Consider the following 17,929-nt stretch of genomic DNA (forward strand, 5'->3'; position numbering starts at 1 on the left):
ACAAGCTAAAAAGCCGCCGTTCGGGCGGCTTTTTTGTTGTATGAAAATGGTGTCACTCTCGTTGTCGGGATGCCATGTGGAAGTTTCTGCTCGTGTTGCCCGCTTTGGCTTTAGACGCAGAGGCGCTTGCACAGGAGAGCGGCCGCATCAGGCGACCGCCGCCTTCTGCCGCTGAGGCGGAGCGGATCGTCTCGGAAATGGCCATGAACGACAGCCTGCTTCAGAAGGGCGACATTGTCGTCACCGACCGCGGCTTCTTCGTTTTTCGCGGGCCGGCTCCGGATGGTGTGACCAACGAGTTCACAAGGGTGCCCGATCCCGGCCTTGCCGGCAAACCAGCCCGGTAGTCCTGGGGCAAAGTCCCGCCTTGACGGTAGGCGGCAGAACCAGTCCGTGGCCGGGCAATCGTTTGCGATTCGGCGACAGGGTTGGGAAGGCGGCAATTAAATGTGATTAATTAATAAAAGGGGGCATTAAAGACCGAATCAATCCTGCCCGATGGTTATCACGGCTTTTGAGTAATTACCTCTCTTCGGTATTGAGAAGGCACGCCGGATGGCGTCAGCCAAACCAAATAGAGCCAGATTTTGTCGAAAAGAGCTTAAATACAACCGATGCACGCAACGGGTGGTCTTTTGCAACAACCTGCGCGATCAGGCCGTTAACGATAAACGCTGCCGCGGAAGATGCGGCTTTGCACTAGTTATTCCCCGTGGTAATAAGTTGGTAACAATAAACAATGGTGTTCGATTTATTTGATCGCCTCTTGAGGAATTTAATATGTCGCTGCGGTCTCGTTTGCTCATTGCTCTATCAACCACCGTGCTGGGTTCCACGGCTGCATCGGCCGGCCTGGTTACCGTCACCAGTTACGAGATGAACAACGGCAACGGGCTGATTCAAAACGGCAACTACAACTATTTCGATTCGACCTATTCTGTTCAAGCCAATGCCAATACCAACGGCTCTTCATTGGTCGTGCCATCAAATGGGGCTCCCAAGGAAGCCTTGCTGACAGGCGGTACCGGCAAACTGACCGACACTGTCATTCCAACGCAGAATTATTCGTTCGGGCCCCAAAACTACGTCGGCTGGAAATATCAGGATCCCACCATCATTTTTAACCTTGAGGCAGGCAAGAGCGTTAGTACGATTACGTTGTATGTAGCGAGCTCGTACGCCGGTTCGCTCGGCTTCATGGGCCTCGTTGGACAGCCGGCGTCGGTGGGTGTGTCGATCACCACAGCTAACAATACGATCTTAACGCCGAGCTACACTACTACGTTCACGGACTATCTGGGTAACCCGTACACCGGAACTGAAGTCATTACCTTGGCTTTTTCTACGCCCATTCTTTCCAGTGACACTTTCAGCTTGACCCTGAATAGGGGGCCTTTGCTGCTGGATGGCATCAACTACTACAACAATCATGTTGCCCAAGAAGGTTGCGATGCCGCCGGTTGCTTTCTCGATAATGTCAATGACTTCAAGAATAGCGCATACACTCCAAATCTTGAGCCGTGGATACTGCTGAGCGAAGTGCAGTTCACCACCGCCGTGCCTGAACCGTCCACTTGGATCATGATGCTCCTTGGTTTTGCAGGCGTGGGTTTTGGCATGTATCGGCGCAATGTCCGCCCCGTGCCAGCAGTGGCATGATCTGACCTCTGCGCAACGGCCGAAAAGATGAAACCACCGAAAGGTGGCTTTTGTTTTAGATAGCAGAGCTGGCTGAATTGTTCGGTCTCATCCAAGCGTTTCACACCCACCAAGCAATGAGACGCTCAGCCACCACCATTTTGATTGGTCGAGGCGGTAGCATCAAGCGGGTGCAGATGTGCACGGCTTTCAATAATTGATCGACGTCTGCGCGAAAATACCCTGAGCCCGCTGATCACCCGCGAGGCGCCAGCGATACTGCAGCGTCAGCTCCCAGTACGAGGGCGGCGCCATGTATTTTGTCTCGCCGAACCAGTAGCGTAGTGAACCACCTGCGCCGGCCGAGTAGGCGGAACGGTTTGCGAATGAATCGTCGTAGTTTGCGGCAAGCACGGCGTGCGGGAAGAATACCAGTTTGCTGCTGATGGGATCGAGCCGGAAGCTTCGTCCGAAGCGGCCTTCCATGATCGCGACCAGCTGTCGCTTCTCGAGGAAGCGATCCACCTCCGCGTAGACATACCAGGTCGGCCAATTCGGATCCAAAACACGCAGATCCGTGCCGACCGTGTAGGAGTAGAGCGCGCGCAACAGCGTGTCATCGCGCGCCGCATCGCCAAGCGCAATCAGCTTGTCGACTTCAAGGACCAGGTTGGCGTTCGAGAACGGCTTCCAGCGGGCGCCTATCATGCCCTGTGTCGTGCGCCCGCCCGTCGGCCCACCGGACTGATCATAGAGGGTTTCGAAAAGGCGACCGAACAGCTCGAATATCGCGCCATTCCTGTATCCGAACCCTTCCGGGCGATAATAGAGCTCGGTTCCCAGTTGCGACGTGTAACTGCTGGGCGCCGTTATCGTCAGGAACGGATTGGGCGCCGAACCAACTTTGCCGTATGTAACCGAACTGTTGATGCCCCATACGCGGGCGAGGTCTGAAACCGTCCGTCGCGTCTCGAACAGCTTTTGATCGTCAATATTGATCCGTCCGTCTGCCTTGGCGTCGATCCCTTCCATCAGATAGGCGATGGCCTTTGGATTTTCGAAGCGACGCATAGCGGTATATCCCGCATCGATCGTGGCCCGAGCCGGCAATTGTCCATGGGCATGCGCACGATCGAAGCGCGCCAGCGCGACCTCATCATTGCCGACCGCAACGGCCAGGTAGCCAACATCGGCGTCCCGGATGGACGTCAATTTGCCATGGGCTATCGCGTGATCGAACAGCACACGCGCTTCTGGTTTGCGGTCCAGCTCGACCAACGTGTTGATCTGCGCCCGCAACGCGCCGTCTCTCTGGACAGCGGTGGCTGCCAGCCGTTCAGCGGTCCTGAACTCGGGAAGCGATTCTTCCTTTCGGCCGAGCGCCTGCAGCGCATAGGCCTTGCGGATTGCCGTGTCATAGCTGACGGCCAATTTCTGCAACGCGCGCAATGCCCGCAGGGGCTCGTTGGAAGTCAAGGCGGCATCGGCGAGCGAAAGCCTGATGTTGCGAGCTTGACCGGAAGGAAGGCCCTGCTTCAGGGCGGTTTCCCAGTCTGACATCGCACCGTTGAAATTCTTGAGCTTGCTCCTCGCATATCCGCGTTGCGCGTAGATTTCAGCGCTCGCATGCCCCGCATTGATTGCCTTGGTGGCCTCTGTCTCGGCCTCCCCGGGGCGGCCAGCAGCCATCAGGATGTTGACAAGCAGAAGCCGGCTCGCAACGGCATCGGGCTCAAGCTCCACGGCTTTGCGCGCCTCAGCGACCGCTAACTTGTAGTCCTTGTCTCGTTCGGCCCGATAGGCGCGTTCTTTCGCCTCATAGAGTTCTGCTGCAGCTTTCTCTTCAGCGGATGCAACGGGAGTCAGAATACTCGAAACCAGAGGTGCCTCGAGCTCGCAGCGAACGCCACTGGTATTGGCTAAACAATTCTGTATCGGCGCCGGCACGCTGCTGCCGTTGCTCTGCAGCACCCCGATGCGCTGGCGTGCGCCTTCGGCGTCGGTCAGTCGGGTGATGACCTTGGGATCGGTTCGCGAATAGCTACCTAACAACTCTATCGCGGCGTTGAAGTCCCCCGATGCAAGAGCCGCATCCGCGGCGATCAGGCGGATATTCTTTTGCTGAGCCTCGGTCAGGCCCGGGATCGCGAGAGCGGCGCTAAAGTCAGAAACGGCGTCGGCGCGCTTTCCCAATCGCTGGTTGATGTGGCCGCGCCACACCAGGGGGACATAGTCTGCCCGATCGAGCGCTATGGCTTCGGTGGCAGTCGTCAGTGCGCCGGGCAAATCATTGTCCGCGAGCTGGGCGCTCAGCAACAACAGGCGATAGGACATCGAATCCGGGGCATATTCGACCGCGCTGCGCGCCGCCCGGATCGCCGCCTTGGCATCGCCCTTCTCAAGCGCCTTGTAGCCTTCACCGGCCGGCCGCTGGGCGAGGCGCTGGCGAATATTGGCTTGCCGCCCTTCGAGCTCCTGGTTGCCCGCAAACGCCGCCGATGCGGTCTTTGTTGCCTGCTCGGCCCGGGTGAGGTCGCCTGTAGCGACTAGGGAATCGATCAGCAGAAGGTGCAGCCGCAGGAGATCAGGACGGAGCGCCACAGCCTCTGCGGCGCTTGTTGCGGAGGCCTTGTAGTCGCCCTGGCCGAACGCCTTGTAGGCGGTTTCCGCCGCTGTATAGGCGTCGCCCTCCAGCGGAGGACCGTTATCAGCGACCTGGGCACTGGCGCCCACGCACAAAACCACGGCGAGCAAAAGCGCCCCCAGCGCCGCCCGAAATGCCGTCTGGTTCAGGTATTTTCCGCCCCAATTGCCCATGCAACCAGCGCTACGCCAATCCCGTTAAATTTTGACGCTAAACTGTAGCCCGGGCGGTGATTCAGCGGAACGGAGATTCAGCTTTTTAATGGTGCAGCAGGCCTTGATGTCATTCATTTTTCTCACTTTTTTAGGGGCTGTGACGTTTTTGCTGCGCAATGTCCGAGCAACACATCACGCTGCTCGGGTTAACCATTTTTCTCGTTGCGCAGGGCCAGCACAGCTCCGTTCCAGCCGCCAGACCGATAAGGCTTTGGGCGCACAATTCCCCGACAGCGTCAGGCTATTTTGAAGCTGCGATCGTGCCCTGGCTTCAGCGGCACATAGCAGCGCGGACCGCTCGACAAGCTGCTATGCCATCACCGGCCCCTGTTAGGGTTAAATGCGTTCAGCCGTTGCAGAACCCAGCGGGAATCTGGATTTGTCAGGCTCTGGGCAGCGCACGGGCCGGCTCTCGACCTGTTTGATTTTTAACCGTGCATTATTTCAGATTGATGCATTACCGATGGGTGGATTCGATATGGGTGTTGAAGCGCACGTCACCCAGATGGACAGGCAAACCTTCAAGCTGGTTTGCGAACAATGCGGCAGCCTGACGGTTGCGTTGCCGATCGAGGCCCAGCCGGACCCGTGTTCGATTCTGAAATGTGGGCGGTGCGGCTCTCCGCGAGGAACGCTTCAGTCGCTGCGCGACACGTCAATTCAGGCGGGCATTCGGCATCCGGTTTAGTGGAAATGGCCGGCGACGGGTTTGACTTGCGCTCTGTTTTCAGCGGCGGGATCGGCCTTGCCGGAAGCCTGATAGCCCGATGTGATTGTCGGCTGTTGATGGCATGGCGGCTGAACTCGCGAACGCAAATTTGTCGCGCGAACCCCGGATAATCGCGGAAAAATACGCGTGGAAGGCCCTAGTCAGCATCCGGTCAAGCGGGGTAGGCTCGATTGGGCAGGCTCCGGTTTGGCCGTCCATGGGCTGGGTACGTCGTTCCCAAGGAGCCGGCCGCAACCCGATGAGGCGGAGGTCACCACCGGCGGTTAGCCTTCGGTCTTGTATTTTCGAGTATCTGTATTTTCGAAAGCAGCTAGTAAATTCGCGCGAGGGAAGAAACATGCGAACGATCTTTGCGTCCGTGCTGGTGGCCGGCCTTTTGATTGCTACCCATGTCGATGCGGCGCCGCTTCTGAGCCATAGCCAGCCTGCCCCGGATTCGTTGATCACGGCCGCGAAGGTCATCTGTGACGAGGCGGGAAACTGCTATCGACCGAATGTGCGACGGCCCGTCGCCAGGTGGGTCTATGGCGACAAGAATTTCTATGGACCGTACGCCGGACCTGGCAACTACGGTAATCCGCGGTATCGTTACAGCTGGTGGCCCTGGTAACTGATCTTATCTGCCGGACATCGTTGCGGCGTGGGTCCGTTAGCCTGCCGAAAGCCAATGCAGGAATGTGGCGCAGCCGCAAATGAGCTGCGAGGCCAGCAGGAAAACGGCCCATGAAACGAACAGAATACGAATAACCATCCTCGCGCACGCGACCGGCTGCAGACCGCTGATTGGTCGGGCACAACGCACCAGATTCGAAATCGTTCATCATCGTCGACGCACGTGAAGCGCGGCCTCGGAGCTTCGTTTGTTGAACCTCCTAAGCCGAGCGTCACCATCAAACGATTAATGCAAGCGGCTTAAATCGCGATCAAGGCCGGTGAACTAAGCCCGGTCGACGCTGGGTAAGCGCGGACGTCTGGCAGATTTGCTGCAGGCCGCGATTATATCTCCACAGGCGGGTTTGTGTGGAACCCAAATTAAGCCTGTTTCGCCCTACAAACGGTATCAAATCGCTGCTATAGAATTGCGATAAGTCGCCGATATTGGTCCGCCAGTATTGGTTTTAAAGATAATCACGCTGTTCAATTGTCATGGTTATTAAAATGAATGATGCAGCCCCGTGGCCTCTGCGTCCTCGCGAGGTCGGGCCAAGCGATCCCGATCAGGAATTCGATGGCATCGATTGGTCGGCAGCTGCACCGAGCTGGCGTTCAATGTTTACAGGGCTGTTTTTGCCGCTGCTTGCCCTCGCGTTGCTGGTGGTTTCCATTGATCTCGCTTTAGGCTGGTCGTTTGGAAGATGGATCGACCCTTCATCGAGCATGTCGCCTTTGCTGCTCGCCGCGATCATGTTTCCGCCGGCGCTGATAAGCGCTTTTTGCTGCTGTAAGTTTTTCCTGCACTTGAAAGACAGGGGGCGATGAGGGCGGCTGCTCGATCCCGCGATTGAGAGCATTGTCTTAGCGGATCGAGTATGCATCTTCTGACGGATTCAAAGCCCGTATGAAGTTGCGGCCGAGGCCGACTCGCCCGTTTTGATGTCTGCGACGGCGGTCCGGACCCGGCCAGAAAAACGGACGAGGACCGCCTCTATCCTGCACGAATTCAAACCTGAAACGCCGGACGCATGACGTCCGGCGGGTTTATGATTACAAGCAGCTACGCCTTCATGCGCGCTGGCCAAGCCCGGGCAACAAACGCCGTTTGACCGCCCTCTTGACACCGCGGCTGCCGCCACGCCTGCCGACGACGGTTCAAACTCAACGCCGACTGGGTGGTGCTTTCAGCCTGCAACACGGCCGGCGGTGATGCATCGAATTCGGAGGCATTCTCCGGCCTTGCGAGAGCGTTCTTCTTTGCAGGCGCACGTGCGCTGTTGGTCTCACACTGGCCTGTTCGCTCAGACGCCGCTGTTGCCATCACGACCGGCGCAATCGATGCGATGCTGTCTCATCCCGATATCGGCCGCGCTGAAGGGCTTCGCCGCTCGCTCTCGGCCTTGATCGCCAGGGGTGGCGATTATGCGCACCCGAGCGCATGGGCGCCATTTGTGCTCGTGGAAAATGGTAGCCCGTAGCGTGCCACACTTCCCTTGATATCGGCCTCGCGTGCGACGATGATTTCCGCCTGTGAAATCCGTCCCGGCAGCTCCGGCTGGGCTTGAAAAGGTCTTTTTCATGCGCGCTGAAATCAAACCCTATCGCATTTCGATCGCCGACGACGTGCTTGACGATCTCAAATCGCGACTGCGCAACACGCGCTGGCCGGAAGCCGAACTGGTCGAGGACTGGAGCCAGGGAGCGCCACTGAAATGGATCAAGGACATCTGCCGCTATTGGGCGGAAGAGTACGATTGGCGCGGGCGCGAGGCGCGGCTCAATCGCTTTGCGCAGTTCACCACCGAAATCGACGGGCTCGACATTCATTTCCTGCACGTCCGTTCGCCGCACCCGGAAGCGATGCCACTGGTCATCACGCATGGCTGGCCGGGTTCGGTGGTCGAGTTTCACAAGGTGATCGAGCCCTTGACCGATCCGACCGCGCATGGCGGCAACGCGGCCGACGCGTTTCACGTCGTTTGTCCCTCACTGCCGGGCTTCGGCTTTTCGGCCAAGCCGACGGCCACCGGCTGGGGCGTCGGTCGCATCGCGTCAAGCTGGGCGGTGTTGATGGATCGCCTTGGATATCAGCGCTATGGCGCGCAGGGCGGCGACTGGGGATCGGCGATCACGACCGCGATCGGCGCGCAGGACACCGAACATTGCGCCGGCATTCACATCACGCTGGCGATGTCGACGCGGCCCAACGTGGAAGGGCAGCCGACGCCCGAGGAAGCGCGGGCGCTGAACGGCATTCAGCATTACGCCGATTGGGATACCGGATATTCCAAGCAGCAATCGACCCGGCCACAGACACTCGGTTACGCCTTGACGGATTCGCCGAGCGGGCAGGCCGCGTGGATTCTGGAAAAGTTCTGGGCCTGGACCGATTGCGACGGCCACCCGGAGAACATCCTTGGCCGCGATGAGCTGCTCGACAACGTGATGCTCTATTGGGTGACGGCGACCGCCGCCTCGTCAGCTCGCCTGTACTGGGAGAGTTTCGGGCCTAAGCGCCGCGCGCCGTTTAAGGTGACGATACCGACGGGCGTGGCCGTCTTCCCCAAGGAGATTGTCACGCCGGTGCGAAAGTGGATGGAAGCGAGCTACACGAATATCCAGCACTGGAGTGAAATGCCGAAGGGCGGTCACTTCGCGGCATTCGAGCAGCCCGATCTGTTCGTGCGGGAGGTGCGGGACTATTTCAGGACACTGCGGGAGCCGCCTGTTTCCTGACCAGTTGAACGGCGGTTCAGAGATACCAGGCGAGTACGGCCTTGAGCAGCGCGTTTTCGATCACGGGAAGAACAACGATCTGGTTCATGCCGGCCGCGCGGGCGAGCTGCGCCGCGATCGATTCATCGACCTTCAGATGTTCGTTGATGGCCGGCATGCCTGTCGCCCAGGCGCCGCCAATGCTGCCTTCGCCCTTGCGGATCGTCTTTGAGGCATAAAGCGAGGTCAGGTCGGCATTCTTGCTGCAATCGCCGGAATGAAACACCAGTTCCGTTCGCGCCGGGTTCGGCACCCAGATCTCAAAGCGTCTGGCGATCGGCGTTGCCTGCGCAGACAGGAACGTCGTGACCCAGGTTTGATCCGGCGGCGTCACGTAGGGAATGCCGACGCCGCAATTGATCCCGATTTCGCTCGCTTCCTCCCAGCGCAGAAAACTCTTGGCGTTGTGCAAATCCTTGATGATGAGCGGCATGCCGGCTTTCCAGGCGCGGCCGGGCAGGCCGAATCCGCGCGGGAACTTGGTGTGCCGCGAATTGAATTCGAACATGTCGGCGGTGCCATAATAGCCGTCGACCAGGCCCATCTCGTGGGATTTCTCCGGATCGTTGTGCCAGAGTTCGATGGCGCCGACGTGCTTTTCGTCATCGCCGCAGAACAGCACCATCACGGCCATCAGGAATTCGCCGGCGAAGACCGGCAGCGCAACGCCGCAGGTCAATCCGGCTTCGATCGCCTCGTCGGTGCGCTTGAAGTAGGAGTTTGCGAATTCCGTGAGAATGACGGGATGGCCGGAGGCCCAGGCCTTGCCGGGCAGCCCTTCGTCATAGGCGAACAGGGCGTTTTCGCTGACGGCCTTGAACTCCGCGTACTCTTCGCTGCAAAGACAGCCGCCGAACTCCAGGCGCGTGCGGGTTCGGTCGGGCACCCATAGTTCAACCACGCGAATGAATGTCTTCATCGGACGCACCTGTCGCTACGCCTGATATCAGCATCGGCGATTTCGCGGCGATATGTGCGATCAAATTACAGGCAGGCTGCGCTCAAAGTTCGTGCGGAGTTCCGGCGCACCCAGCAGCGGCTCAGTCAGTCTCGATAAGACGGATCAGCCCGATCGAGCTTGCGCAGCAGGGCCGGCCAGGCAAGGTTGCCGTTACGGGTGCTACGCTCGGGTTTCGGTTGCATCCGCTCATAGGTGTCCTCGAGGATGCTCTGCGGCGGATAGATCAGCTTGGTATTGCAGGACAACGCCATGACCTGCACCTGGCAGGCGCGTTCGAGACGGAACAGCACATTGAACGCTGCCGGCACGGTGCGGCCGACGACGAGCAGGCCGTGGTTGCGCAGGATCATGGCTTCATGGTCGCCGAGGTCCCTCACCAGCCGCTCGCGCTCGTCGACATTGTCGGCGATACCCTCGAAATCGTGATAGGCGATGTGGAGAAACCGCATCGAGGTCTGCGCCAGCGGCAGCAAGCCGCATTCCATCGCCGAGACCGCCATTCCGGCCGGCGTGTGGGTATGCGCCACGCAATCCATGTCGTGCTTGGCCATGTGGATGGCGCTGTGAATCACGAAGCCGGCGACGTTGACGTCATAGTCGGAGGCGTTGAGCAGCGTGTTGCCATCGACATCGATCTTGATCAGGCTGGAAGCGTCGATTTCCTCGTAGAGCATGCCGTAAGCATTGATCAGGAACTGGTCGGTCGTCCCCGGCACCCGGCAGGAGATATGGTTGGCGACCATCTCGGTCATCCCGTACATCGCGGTGAGACGGTAGCAGGCCGCAAGATCGACCCGCGCCTGCCACTCCTCCGCGCTCACCTGTTCGCGAACCGATTTCACGACCTTGATGGCGGGCGAATTAACGGGAGGGTTCATGGCGTTTCTCCACGGTTGAATTATTGGGCAGGGCGGGCCGGGTCATTGGCGATCAGAATAGCGGTAAATTTCGCTGCGCCGCAAGGCGAGCACCGCAGGCGTTATTGCAGGTCTGGCGGGTGAAATTCGAATGCGGGCGGGACGTCGATCTCACGGGGTAACTTTCCCTATGATAGCGGGGTATACCCGCCTGACTTGCTGCGAGACGAACAATGAATGCCATGACCGAAGGACGCTACCGGCTGATCGGCTCGACCGCGTCGCCTTACGCCATCAAGCTGCGCGCGCTGTTGCGCTACCGGAGAATTCCGTTCGATTGGGTCATCATGACCAAGGCGCTGCGCAAGGCGACCGAGCATTTGCGGCCCAATCTGATTCCGGTGCTGCAGTATCCTGACGGGACCTACCGCGGCGAGACTACGACGCTCGCTTATGATCAGAGCCGTCACAAGGCACGCTCCGTCATTCCCGATGACAAGGCGGTCGCGTTTGTCTGCGATCTCCTGGAAGACCTCGCCGACGAATGGGCGGTGAAGCCGCTGTTTCTCTATCGCTGGTGGGATCCGGAAGATCAGGCCTATGTCGCGCGCTGGGCCGGCGAGGAGTGGTCGGTGTCGGAGGCCGAGACCGGCAGTCCGGAAGAGATCGAGCAATTCCGCCAGCGGCAGATTTCGCGCATGGTCATTCTCGGCGCGACGGCGGAAAACAAGCCGCTGCTGGAAGAGAGCTACTTGCGGATGCTGACGGCATTCGAGCCGCATGTCGGCATGTCCAATTATCTGTTCGGAAGCCGGCCGTCGCTCGCCGACTTCGCCTGGTTCGGCCAGCTCAGCGAGATGGCGACCGACCCGACGCCGATGCAGATCATGCGTGCGAAGGCGCCGTTCACCGATCACTGGGTGCGGCGGCTGGACGATGCCTCCGGCGTCGAGGGCGATTGGCATTCGCGCGAGCAGGCGTTCGGCGGCATGGCCGAGGCGCTATTGCGAATTGCCGGCGAGCTCTATCTGCCGTTCCTGGTCGCCAACGCCGAAGCGTTTGCCAAAGGCCTTGAGCGGCTGGAGATGAATGTTTGGGGCATGCCTTATGCGCTGGCGCCATTCAAATATCAGGTGAAGTGCCTGCAACAACTTCGTGACAAGTTAGCCGCCCTCGATGCTGAGAGCCGGGCTGCGTTGCGGCCGGTGCTGGAGCGCACCGGGTGCTGGCCGCATTTGGCCGTCGGCTAGGTGTTCAGCGTTTCGGAAATTTTTTACTTGCGATGACGGCCGCCCAGCGCCGTCGCGACCGACTCCGGGTTCCTGATGCGCTCGATCAACATGTCGATGCGATCGCCGCCCCAGAACAATTCGCTGTTGAAGACCATGGTCGGCACGCCGAACACGCCGAGCGCTTCCGCTTCATCGATGATGCGGTCGTGTTCGGCCCGCGCCGGGCCGTGGACGTAAGCCTCGAACGCCTCGGCCGAGCCGCCGATCGATGCGATCACGCCCGAAATGTCCGACAGCTCGTCGATTTCGAGATCATGGCTCCAGAAGCGACGGAATACCGTGTCGTGATAGGGCCGGAACAAGCCATGGCGCTGTGCGAACAGCATGCCGGCGCTGGAACAGAAGCCGTCGTAAATGCGCCGCGGCCCCTTCATGGTGAGGCCCTGCGCATTGGCATAGCGGCGCGCGTCCATATAGGCGTAGCGCACCTTGCGCCAGAAATGCGGCGTGCGCTCTTCCACCGTGCCCATGAATTCTGGAATGCGCAGCGTGTAGGGCAGCCATTCGAGTTCGACGCCATGAGCGTCCTCGAGTTCAAACAGCCGCTTGTTGGCGACGAACGCATAGGGGCTCTTGTAGTCGGTGTAGATTCGTACGCGCGGCTTATCCATGGTGTATCCTTGTTCGATCGGATCAGTATTCCCGATCCGAACAGAGCATGGAACCATGCGGCGCGGTTTTGATATTCCAAAGGTTTTGATATTCCAAAAACGAATGGGCCCCGGTGCATGAAAGCATCGCGGGGCCCGACATCTTCGTTTTAGGCGAAGGATTTCTGGTAGACACCAGTATGATCTCAGGATCCGGCAGCGCGTGGCCTTTGCGCTCCAGTCCCGCGGATATGTCGTTCGAATTGTTGAAGGCGCAACGAGGCTGGCAGCTGCTTATGACCTCGACCGCACCCTGACCTTGCGATGAGCAAGGTCACCAGTCTGATCCGGTGGCGTCATGCTCCTCCTCAAGAGTTGGCCGACGGACTTTCGTCCGCTTCCGCTGCGTGTCGTCTCGATCATCTCACCGAAGCGCCAATGCCTGCGAAGTGGGGAGCCACCCCGCTCCGTGACTCCAACAGGTGCAGCATCGAAATGCTGCGGCAGATGCCGGCCGGTGTCAAGCCATCCCAAAGTCAACTCGTGCGCGACTGGTTCCCGGGAACTGGTTCAAGCCTTTGTCTGGCGGTAGTCCCGTAGGTCGGGGTCGTGGGTCATCGCCCAGTAATCCACGAACCGCCATGGCATCGCCGAAAACACTCGACCTTGGCTGTTGCGGTAATACGTCGTCATGCCTGGGTGAGTCCAGATCAATTGCTCATGCTCGGCATCAACTTGTCTGATGTACTGATCGTGCGCCTCGGGACGAACATCGACCGCAGCGATGCCTTGCTCGATCATCTCAACGAGGCAAGCGGAGATGTACCGGCTTTGGCATTCCGACTGGAAGATCACGCTGCCGCCATGCGCGGGGCCTGAATTGGGACCGAGCATCACGAAGAAGTTCGGAAAGTCCGGCACGGTGAGACCGAGATAGGCTGTCGGGTTGTCGTTGGCCCACGCCGTCCTGAGATTCCTGCCGTCACGCCCGCTGATGTTGAGACGTGCCGCCATCTCCGTGACCTTGAATCCTGTCGAAATCACGATGACATCGGCCGGCCGCAATTTGCCGTCCGAAGCAACGATGCCTTCCTTTGCGAAATGATCGATCTTGTCGGTAACTAGTTCGACATTCGGCTTCGTCAGCGTCTTGAACCAATTGTTGTCGAGCAGGATGCGCTTGCCGTAGGGCGGATAGGTCGGCACGCATTTCTCGATGAGATCAGGGCGGTCCTTCAATTCGGACAGAATGAAGTCCGTCAGTTCCTCGCGATGCCGGTCATTGCCCTTGTTCACGGCGCGCTCGGGATGTGGCCATTCCGGGTCCTTGCGCAGGAACGGCAACAGACCGTCGCCGTAGCGCCAGAACATGTTGAAACGATACCACTGCACGTAAAACGGCAAATTCGCGAGCAGCCACCGTGCACCTTCGGTGATGGGATCGGAATAGCCTGCCACGGGGCGCGCCCATTGCGCGGTGCGTTGGTAGACGGTGACCGACGCGACGCGGTCGGCGATCGAGGGCACCAGCTGCATGGCGGTTGCACCGGTGCCGATGACGGCGACATGTTTGCCGTCGAGCTTGATGTCATCGGTCCACAAGGCTGAGTGCAGCATCTCACCCTTGAAATCCTCCTCGCCCTTGAAGTGCGCAGGTGAGGGGTCGTTGAGTTGGCCGATCGCGCTGACCAGCGTGGTCGACTCAAAGGTCTCCTCGCCATCGGCGGACTTTAACGTGGAGATCCAGCGCCGCTTGTTCTCGTCCCAGTGCGACGATTTCAGCTCGGTGTTGAGGCGGAGATGTTTGCGGATGTCGTATTCGAGCGCGACCTTCTTGAGGTAGTCGAGCAATTCCTGGCGCTGGGCGAAATAACGCGTCCACGGGTTGCGCGCGCCGAACGAGAAGGAATAGGAATGGTTCGGCGTATCGACGCCGCAACCGGGATAGCGGTTAACGTACCAGGTGCCGCCGAGTTCGTCGTTCTTCTCGACGATGGTGTAGGGGATGCCGAGGCGGCCAAGGGCGACGCCCAGCGCGATGGCGCAGACGCCGGCGCCGACGATCAGCACGTGCTGCTGTGCAAGCTTTTCGCTGGACGGTGATTTAGTCCAGCGTGCCTCTCGGGGAATGAAACCCATTTCCTCGCGCATCAATGGCGCATATTCCGGCGTGACGTTCTCGCCGAGTGTCGCGCGCATCATCTTCAGCATCAGCTCGTCGCCGGGGTCAGTAATGACGGGCTTCGGTTCGCCGTTTTCGAACAACTTCAGCACGGCGGCGCGGATTTCGGCCTGGATTTCCGGCGGGACGCCGGCTTGCGGATCCGGAATCAGCCGCACGTCGCGCTTCGGCTTGTAGGGTGGTTCCAGCCAGCGCTCATCTCCGGTCATGTGCACCAGAACCATCAGCAACACGCGGATGTCACCCTCCGCGATGGCCGACGACAGATCGAGCTTCTTGCGCGATACTTCGATGTTCATGCTCATTTCCTCATTACGCGTTCGGCGCTTCCCGCAGGCCGCCATAGGCGGCCCAGGTGGTGCCTGCGATATATCCGGCGTCTACGGGCAGATTTATTCCGGTGACGCCGCTGCTCATCGGCGAGAGCAGCCACGCGATGGCCTGTGCGACCTCGATCGGCTCGACCAGCCGGTTCATCGCGGTCGGACTTTCCAGCCATTTCTTGTTCAGCGCGCCGGAGGCGATGCCCGCTTCCAGCATGGCGGTGCGCGTAAAGCCCGGCGAGACAGCATTGACGCGCACGCCACTGCGGCCCCATTCGGCGGCCAACGTCTGCGTGATCTGAATGACGCCGGCTTTCGCGGCCGTGTAGGCATGGATCGGTCCTGACGTCATGCCGGCAACGGAGGCGACATTGACGATTGCGCCCTGCCGGCGCGCGGCCATCTTTACGCCGACGCTGCGGGCGACCAGAAACGTGCCGCGCAGATCGATATTGACCTCGCGGTCCCATTGATCCATTCGCACGCGCTCAATCGGGTGCATCTTGCCGAAGACGCCGGCGGCGTTGACCAGCCCCGCAATTGGTCCGTGCGCGGCCTCGATGTCGGCGATGCCGCTGACGACGGCGCTTTCGTTGGCGACGTCGAATGGTGCCGGCCACATGACGACTTGCGTTTCAGCCAATGGTTCTGGTGCGATGTCCGATATCACCACGCGCCGGCCCTGTTCGGCCAGCAGCGTCGCAGTGGCGGCGCCGATGCCGCGGCTGCCGCCGGTGACGAGGACGATACCCTCAGCGGTCATGGTTGTTGCCTTTTTCCGGTGTGAACAGGCCGCGCGTAACCAGCTTTCGGTAGGCGGAGATGACATGCCCGGGCGCTGCCGTGACGCTGCCGCCAACGTAGGAGTAGCGGCGGCTCAGATAGCCGCGCGCGCCCATCAAGATGTGAACGATGGCTTCGAACTCCTCGTCGCTATAGTCGATGATCGCGCCGGCCTGACGCGCGCGCCGGAGGATGCGGACATAGGCGGTGGCGATATTGTCGAGATGTTTCTGGTAGCCGATCGGCGCGAAATATTCGGCTTCGTTGAGGATGCGCAGGAACTCTGGCACCTCGCGGATGAAATCGAAGAAGGCGCTGAAGCGTTCGATTTCCTGCCTTGCCGCATGTGCGCTTGCGGTGCGCTCGCGGATGAAGTGAACCATATCGGTGCCGACCTTCGGCAGCAATTGATCGAGCAGTTCCTGGCGGTTCTCGAAGTGATTGTAGAACGTTCCCTGCGCGACACCGGCCTCCTCGGTAATGCGGGCAACCGAAGCCTCGGCGTAACCCACTTTGCCGACGACCTTGGTGGCGGCGTCGAATATCTTGCGCTTGGTCCAGGCGTTGCGCTCGGCCCGGTTGAGTTTTGTCACCTTGCCCGGTGCGGCTTGCGATGATTGCGTCATGCGTGGGATTCCAGTTCGGCGCGCAGCACGCGCTTGAGGACTTTTCCGGAAGGGTTGCGCGGCAGGCTTTCGCGGATGATGAGTTGCTTCGGCACCTTGAAACTTGCGAGGCGCGCGCGGCAGTGATCGGCGAGATCCGGCAATTCCAGCGTGGCGCCGTCGCCCAGCACCACGACCGCCACCGGCTTTTCGCCCCAGCGCTCGTCGGATAGGCCTATGACGGCGACTTCGCGCACCTGCGGCAGTTCGTAGATGACACGCTCCACCTCGGAGGAGGCGATGTTCTCTCCGCCGGAAATGATCATGTCCTTCTTGCGGTCGGTCAAATAGAGAAAGCCGTCCTCATCGAGATAGCCGACGTCACCGGTGCGAAACCAGTCGCCGAAGAACGCCGCCGCGGTTTTCTCGGGATCCTTCCAGTAGCCCTGCGTGATCTTCGGTCCGCGCAGGCAGATTTCGCCGTTCTCGCCGGCCGGCAGTCGATTGCCGGCATCGTCACGGATTTCGATTTCGACATGGGCAATGGCGCGGCCGGTCGAGCCGATCTTCTCGATCTCGCGGCCGGCTTCCATGAAGGTGTCGCCGCCGCATGTCTCGGTCAGGCCGTAGGCGTCGATGTAGCGGGCGTTCTTGAAGTAGTCGGAGAAAGCGCGGATGCGCACTTCCGGGGTTTTCTCGCCACCGCCGATCGTCCATCGCAGGCTCGATACATCGTAACGGTCGCGGCTCGGGCAGGTGAGGATCGCGGTCGTCATCACGGGTGCGAACCAGGCGGCGTTGAGTTTCTCCGTCTCGATCGCGGCGAGCGCCTGCTCGGGCTCGAAGTTGCGGTGGATGGAAAGCATGCCGCCGTGCCAGAGCACCGCGATCCCCGGCAGATCGAGCGCGCCGACATGATAGAGCGGACCGACCACCAGTAATCGCGTGTCGGCGTTCAACCCGAGTACGAGCGTCTGGTCGGCCGACTTCCAGTAGAGGTTTTCGTAAGTGAGCATCACGCCCTTGGGGCGATCCGTCGTGCCTGACGTGTACATCAGCCGCATCAGGTCGCGCGGTTGGCGGACGTGCATCGGGGCGGCGGCAATATCAGGCGCAAGGCGCGTCGCGTCGGACTGTGCGGCTTCGTCCAGCAGCACCACCGGCGCGCCGCCTGCAGCGATGTCCGCGAGCTCGTCATCCGCGATCAGGATGCGCGCACCGGAATTACCGACGATGTAGCCGACTTCGTCGGCGGACAGACGGTAGTTGATGGGCAGAAACACCGCGCCGATATGGCTGGTCGCAAACACGAACTCGAGGAACGCCGTGCTGTTCTTCATCAGCACCGCGACGACGTCGCCGGGGCCGACGCCGCGTGCGGCGAGCCATCCGCCAACCCGACGTATGCGGGCGTCGAACTCGGCATAGGAGACGTCCTCGCCGCGGTATTTCAGCGCACAGCGATCCGGCGTCCGCCGGGCGTGAAACGCGATGAAGCTGGATAGATTGATCATTATCCGCCCAAAAGCCCGGTTTCCGGGTCCGTTTTCTCCCTAGATGAATTATGAGTCGTAATTCACCTTTGGCTTGACGTCACCCCCCTTGCTCTGAAATCCTTGTGGGTACGGAGGCGACGCGATCTCCGGCAGGGATTTGGGAACGCAAACCCCACAGGGAGGA

The 17,929-nt window shown here is 60.1% G+C and carries 15 protein-coding genes and 1 pseudogene; 8 read left to right on the forward strand and 8 right to left on the reverse strand.

All coding sequences use genetic code 11. The features are described 5' to 3' along the window. Positions 1 to 203 precede the first annotated feature (203 nt). Together V1294_RS13580 and V1294_RS13585 are read left to right on the forward strand one after the other, a co-directional pair. Entirely contained in the window at positions 204 to 347 is a 144-nt protein-coding gene (locus tag V1294_RS13580; RefSeq protein ID WP_334483199.1) for a hypothetical protein, read from the forward strand. Between the two features lie 433 nt (positions 348 to 780). Beyond that, the gene (locus tag V1294_RS13585; RefSeq protein ID WP_334497729.1) at positions 781 to 1,659 is read left to right on the forward strand and encodes a PEP-CTERM sorting domain-containing protein; all 879 of its coding nucleotides are present in this window, start codon (positions 781 to 783) and stop codon (positions 1,657 to 1,659) included. A gap of 189 nt (positions 1,660 to 1,848) precedes the next feature. Here V1294_RS13585 and V1294_RS13590 read toward each other — a convergent pair whose 3' ends face one another. Beyond that, a complete protein-coding gene (locus V1294_RS13590) occupies positions 1,849 to 4,455 on the reverse strand; it encodes an NfrA family protein (protein ID WP_334497730.1) in 2,607 nt (868 codons plus the stop codon). Positions 4,456 to 4,837: 382 nt separating this feature from the next. Between V1294_RS13590 and V1294_RS13595 the strand changes: the two genes are divergently transcribed. The 5 genes and pseudogenes from V1294_RS13595 (at position 4,838) to V1294_RS13610 (ending at position 8,617) form a co-directional block, all read left to right on the forward strand. Continuing rightward, entirely contained in the window at positions 4,838 to 5,185 is a 348-nt protein-coding gene (locus tag V1294_RS13595) for a hypothetical protein (protein WP_334497732.1), read from the forward strand. Positions 5,186 to 5,564: 379 nt separating this feature from the next. Further along, positions 5,565 to 5,837, forward strand: a complete 273-nt coding sequence (locus V1294_RS13600; RefSeq protein ID WP_334497734.1) for a hypothetical protein — start codon at positions 5,565 to 5,567, stop codon at positions 5,835 to 5,837. Positions 5,838 to 6,385: 548 nt separating this feature from the next. After that, positions 6,386 to 6,706 (forward strand): hypothetical protein, encoded by a 321-nt coding sequence (locus V1294_RS13605; protein ID WP_334497736.1) that lies wholly within the window; start codon positions 6,386 to 6,388, stop codon positions 6,704 to 6,706. Positions 6,707 to 7,047: 341 nt separating this feature from the next. After that, positions 7,048 to 7,359: pseudogene (locus V1294_RS37990) on the forward strand (CHAT domain-containing protein); the annotation flags it as partial. A gap of 100 nt (positions 7,360 to 7,459) precedes the next feature. Next, entirely contained in the window at positions 7,460 to 8,617 is a 1,158-nt protein-coding gene (locus V1294_RS13610) for an epoxide hydrolase family protein (RefSeq protein WP_334497738.1), read from the forward strand. Positions 8,618 to 8,633: 16 nt separating this feature from the next. Here the strand turns inward: V1294_RS13610 and V1294_RS13615 are convergent, their stop codons facing one another. Then, on the reverse strand, positions 8,634 to 9,575 hold the full coding sequence (locus tag V1294_RS13615; protein ID WP_334497740.1) for a GAF domain-containing protein: 942 nt from the start codon (positions 9,573 to 9,575) through the stop codon (positions 8,634 to 8,636). Positions 9,576 to 9,700: 125 nt separating this feature from the next. Then, positions 9,701 to 10,495, reverse strand: a complete 795-nt coding sequence (locus tag V1294_RS13620; RefSeq protein WP_334497742.1) for a class II aldolase/adducin family protein — start codon at positions 10,493 to 10,495, stop codon at positions 9,701 to 9,703. Positions 10,496 to 10,707: 212 nt separating this feature from the next. Between V1294_RS13620 and V1294_RS13625 the strand changes: the two genes are divergently transcribed. Next, the gene (locus V1294_RS13625; protein WP_334497744.1) at positions 10,708 to 11,724 is read left to right on the forward strand and encodes a glutathione S-transferase N-terminal domain-containing protein; all 1,017 of its coding nucleotides are present in this window, start codon (positions 10,708 to 10,710) and stop codon (positions 11,722 to 11,724) included. A gap of 23 nt (positions 11,725 to 11,747) precedes the next feature. Here the strand turns inward: V1294_RS13625 and V1294_RS13630 are convergent, their stop codons facing one another. From V1294_RS13630 to V1294_RS13650, 5 genes are all read right to left on the reverse strand, one after another. Next, positions 11,748 to 12,377 carry a 2-hydroxychromene-2-carboxylate isomerase gene (locus tag V1294_RS13630; RefSeq protein ID WP_334497746.1) on the reverse strand — a complete coding sequence of 210 codons (630 nt, stop codon included), beginning with the start codon at positions 12,375 to 12,377 and terminating at the stop codon, positions 11,748 to 11,750. 549 nt (positions 12,378 to 12,926) lie between these two features. Then, complete coding sequence (locus tag V1294_RS13635) at positions 12,927 to 14,837, reverse strand: flavin-containing monooxygenase (protein ID WP_334497748.1); 1,911 nt, start codon at positions 14,835 to 14,837, stop codon at positions 12,927 to 12,929. A 13-nt stretch (positions 14,838 to 14,850) separates the two neighbouring features. Next, positions 14,851 to 15,624 carry an SDR family NAD(P)-dependent oxidoreductase gene (locus V1294_RS13640; RefSeq protein ID WP_334497750.1) on the reverse strand — a complete coding sequence of 258 codons (774 nt, stop codon included), beginning with the start codon at positions 15,622 to 15,624 and terminating at the stop codon, positions 14,851 to 14,853. After that, positions 15,614 to 16,270, reverse strand: a complete 657-nt coding sequence (locus V1294_RS13645; protein ID WP_334497752.1) for a TetR/AcrR family transcriptional regulator — start codon at positions 16,268 to 16,270, stop codon at positions 15,614 to 15,616. The genes V1294_RS13640 and V1294_RS13645 overlap by 11 nt, the downstream gene beginning before the upstream one ends. Next, positions 16,267 to 17,763 (reverse strand): AMP-binding protein, encoded by a 1,497-nt coding sequence (locus V1294_RS13650; protein ID WP_334497754.1) that lies wholly within the window; start codon positions 17,761 to 17,763, stop codon positions 16,267 to 16,269. Before V1294_RS13650 ends, V1294_RS13645 begins: the two co-directional genes overlap by 4 nt. Positions 17,764 to 17,929 lie beyond the last annotated feature (166 nt).

The organism is Bradyrhizobium sp. AZCC 1678, assembly GCF_036924765.1.
GTDB lineage: Bacteria > Pseudomonadota > Alphaproteobacteria > Rhizobiales > Xanthobacteraceae > Bradyrhizobium > Bradyrhizobium algeriense.

Excerpts from the sequence above, each read along its gene's own strand:
- V1294_RS13580 (WP_334483199.1), top strand. The coding sequence starts at position 204 with ATGAACGACAGCCTGCTTCAGAAGGGCGACATTGTCGTCACCGACCGC.
- V1294_RS13630 (WP_334497746.1), bottom strand. The coding sequence starts at position 12,377 with ATGGATAAGCCGCGCGTACGAATCTACACCGACTACAAGAGCCCCTAT.
- V1294_RS13595 (WP_334497732.1), top strand. The coding sequence starts at position 4,838 with ATGCGTTCAGCCGTTGCAGAACCCAGCGGGAATCTGGATTTGTCAGGC.
- V1294_RS13645 (WP_334497752.1), bottom strand. The coding sequence starts at position 16,270 with ATGACGCAATCATCGCAAGCCGCACCGGGCAAGGTGACAAAACTCAAC.
- V1294_RS13640 (WP_334497750.1), bottom strand. The coding sequence starts at position 15,624 with ATGACCGCTGAGGGTATCGTCCTCGTCACCGGCGGCAGCCGCGGCATC.
- V1294_RS13620 (WP_334497742.1), bottom strand. The coding sequence starts at position 10,495 with ATGAACCCTCCCGTTAATTCGCCCGCCATCAAGGTCGTGAAATCGGTT.
- V1294_RS13625 (WP_334497744.1), top strand. The coding sequence starts at position 10,708 with ATGAATGCCATGACCGAAGGACGCTACCGGCTGATCGGCTCGACCGCG.
- V1294_RS13615 (WP_334497740.1), bottom strand. The coding sequence starts at position 9,575 with ATGAAGACATTCATTCGCGTGGTTGAACTATGGGTGCCCGACCGAACC.
- V1294_RS13650 (WP_334497754.1), bottom strand. The coding sequence starts at position 17,763 with ATGATCAATCTATCCAGCTTCATCGCGTTTCACGCCCGGCGGACGCCG.
- V1294_RS13610 (WP_334497738.1), top strand. The coding sequence starts at position 7,460 with ATGCGCGCTGAAATCAAACCCTATCGCATTTCGATCGCCGACGACGTG.
- V1294_RS13585 (WP_334497729.1), top strand. The coding sequence starts at position 781 with ATGTCGCTGCGGTCTCGTTTGCTCATTGCTCTATCAACCACCGTGCTG.
- V1294_RS13605 (WP_334497736.1), top strand. The coding sequence starts at position 6,386 with ATGAATGATGCAGCCCCGTGGCCTCTGCGTCCTCGCGAGGTCGGGCCA.
- V1294_RS13590 (WP_334497730.1), bottom strand. The coding sequence starts at position 4,455 with ATGGGCAATTGGGGCGGAAAATACCTGAACCAGACGGCATTTCGGGCG.
- V1294_RS13600 (WP_334497734.1), top strand. The coding sequence starts at position 5,565 with ATGCGAACGATCTTTGCGTCCGTGCTGGTGGCCGGCCTTTTGATTGCT.
- V1294_RS13635 (WP_334497748.1), bottom strand. The coding sequence starts at position 14,837 with ATGAACATCGAAGTATCGCGCAAGAAGCTCGATCTGTCGTCGGCCATC.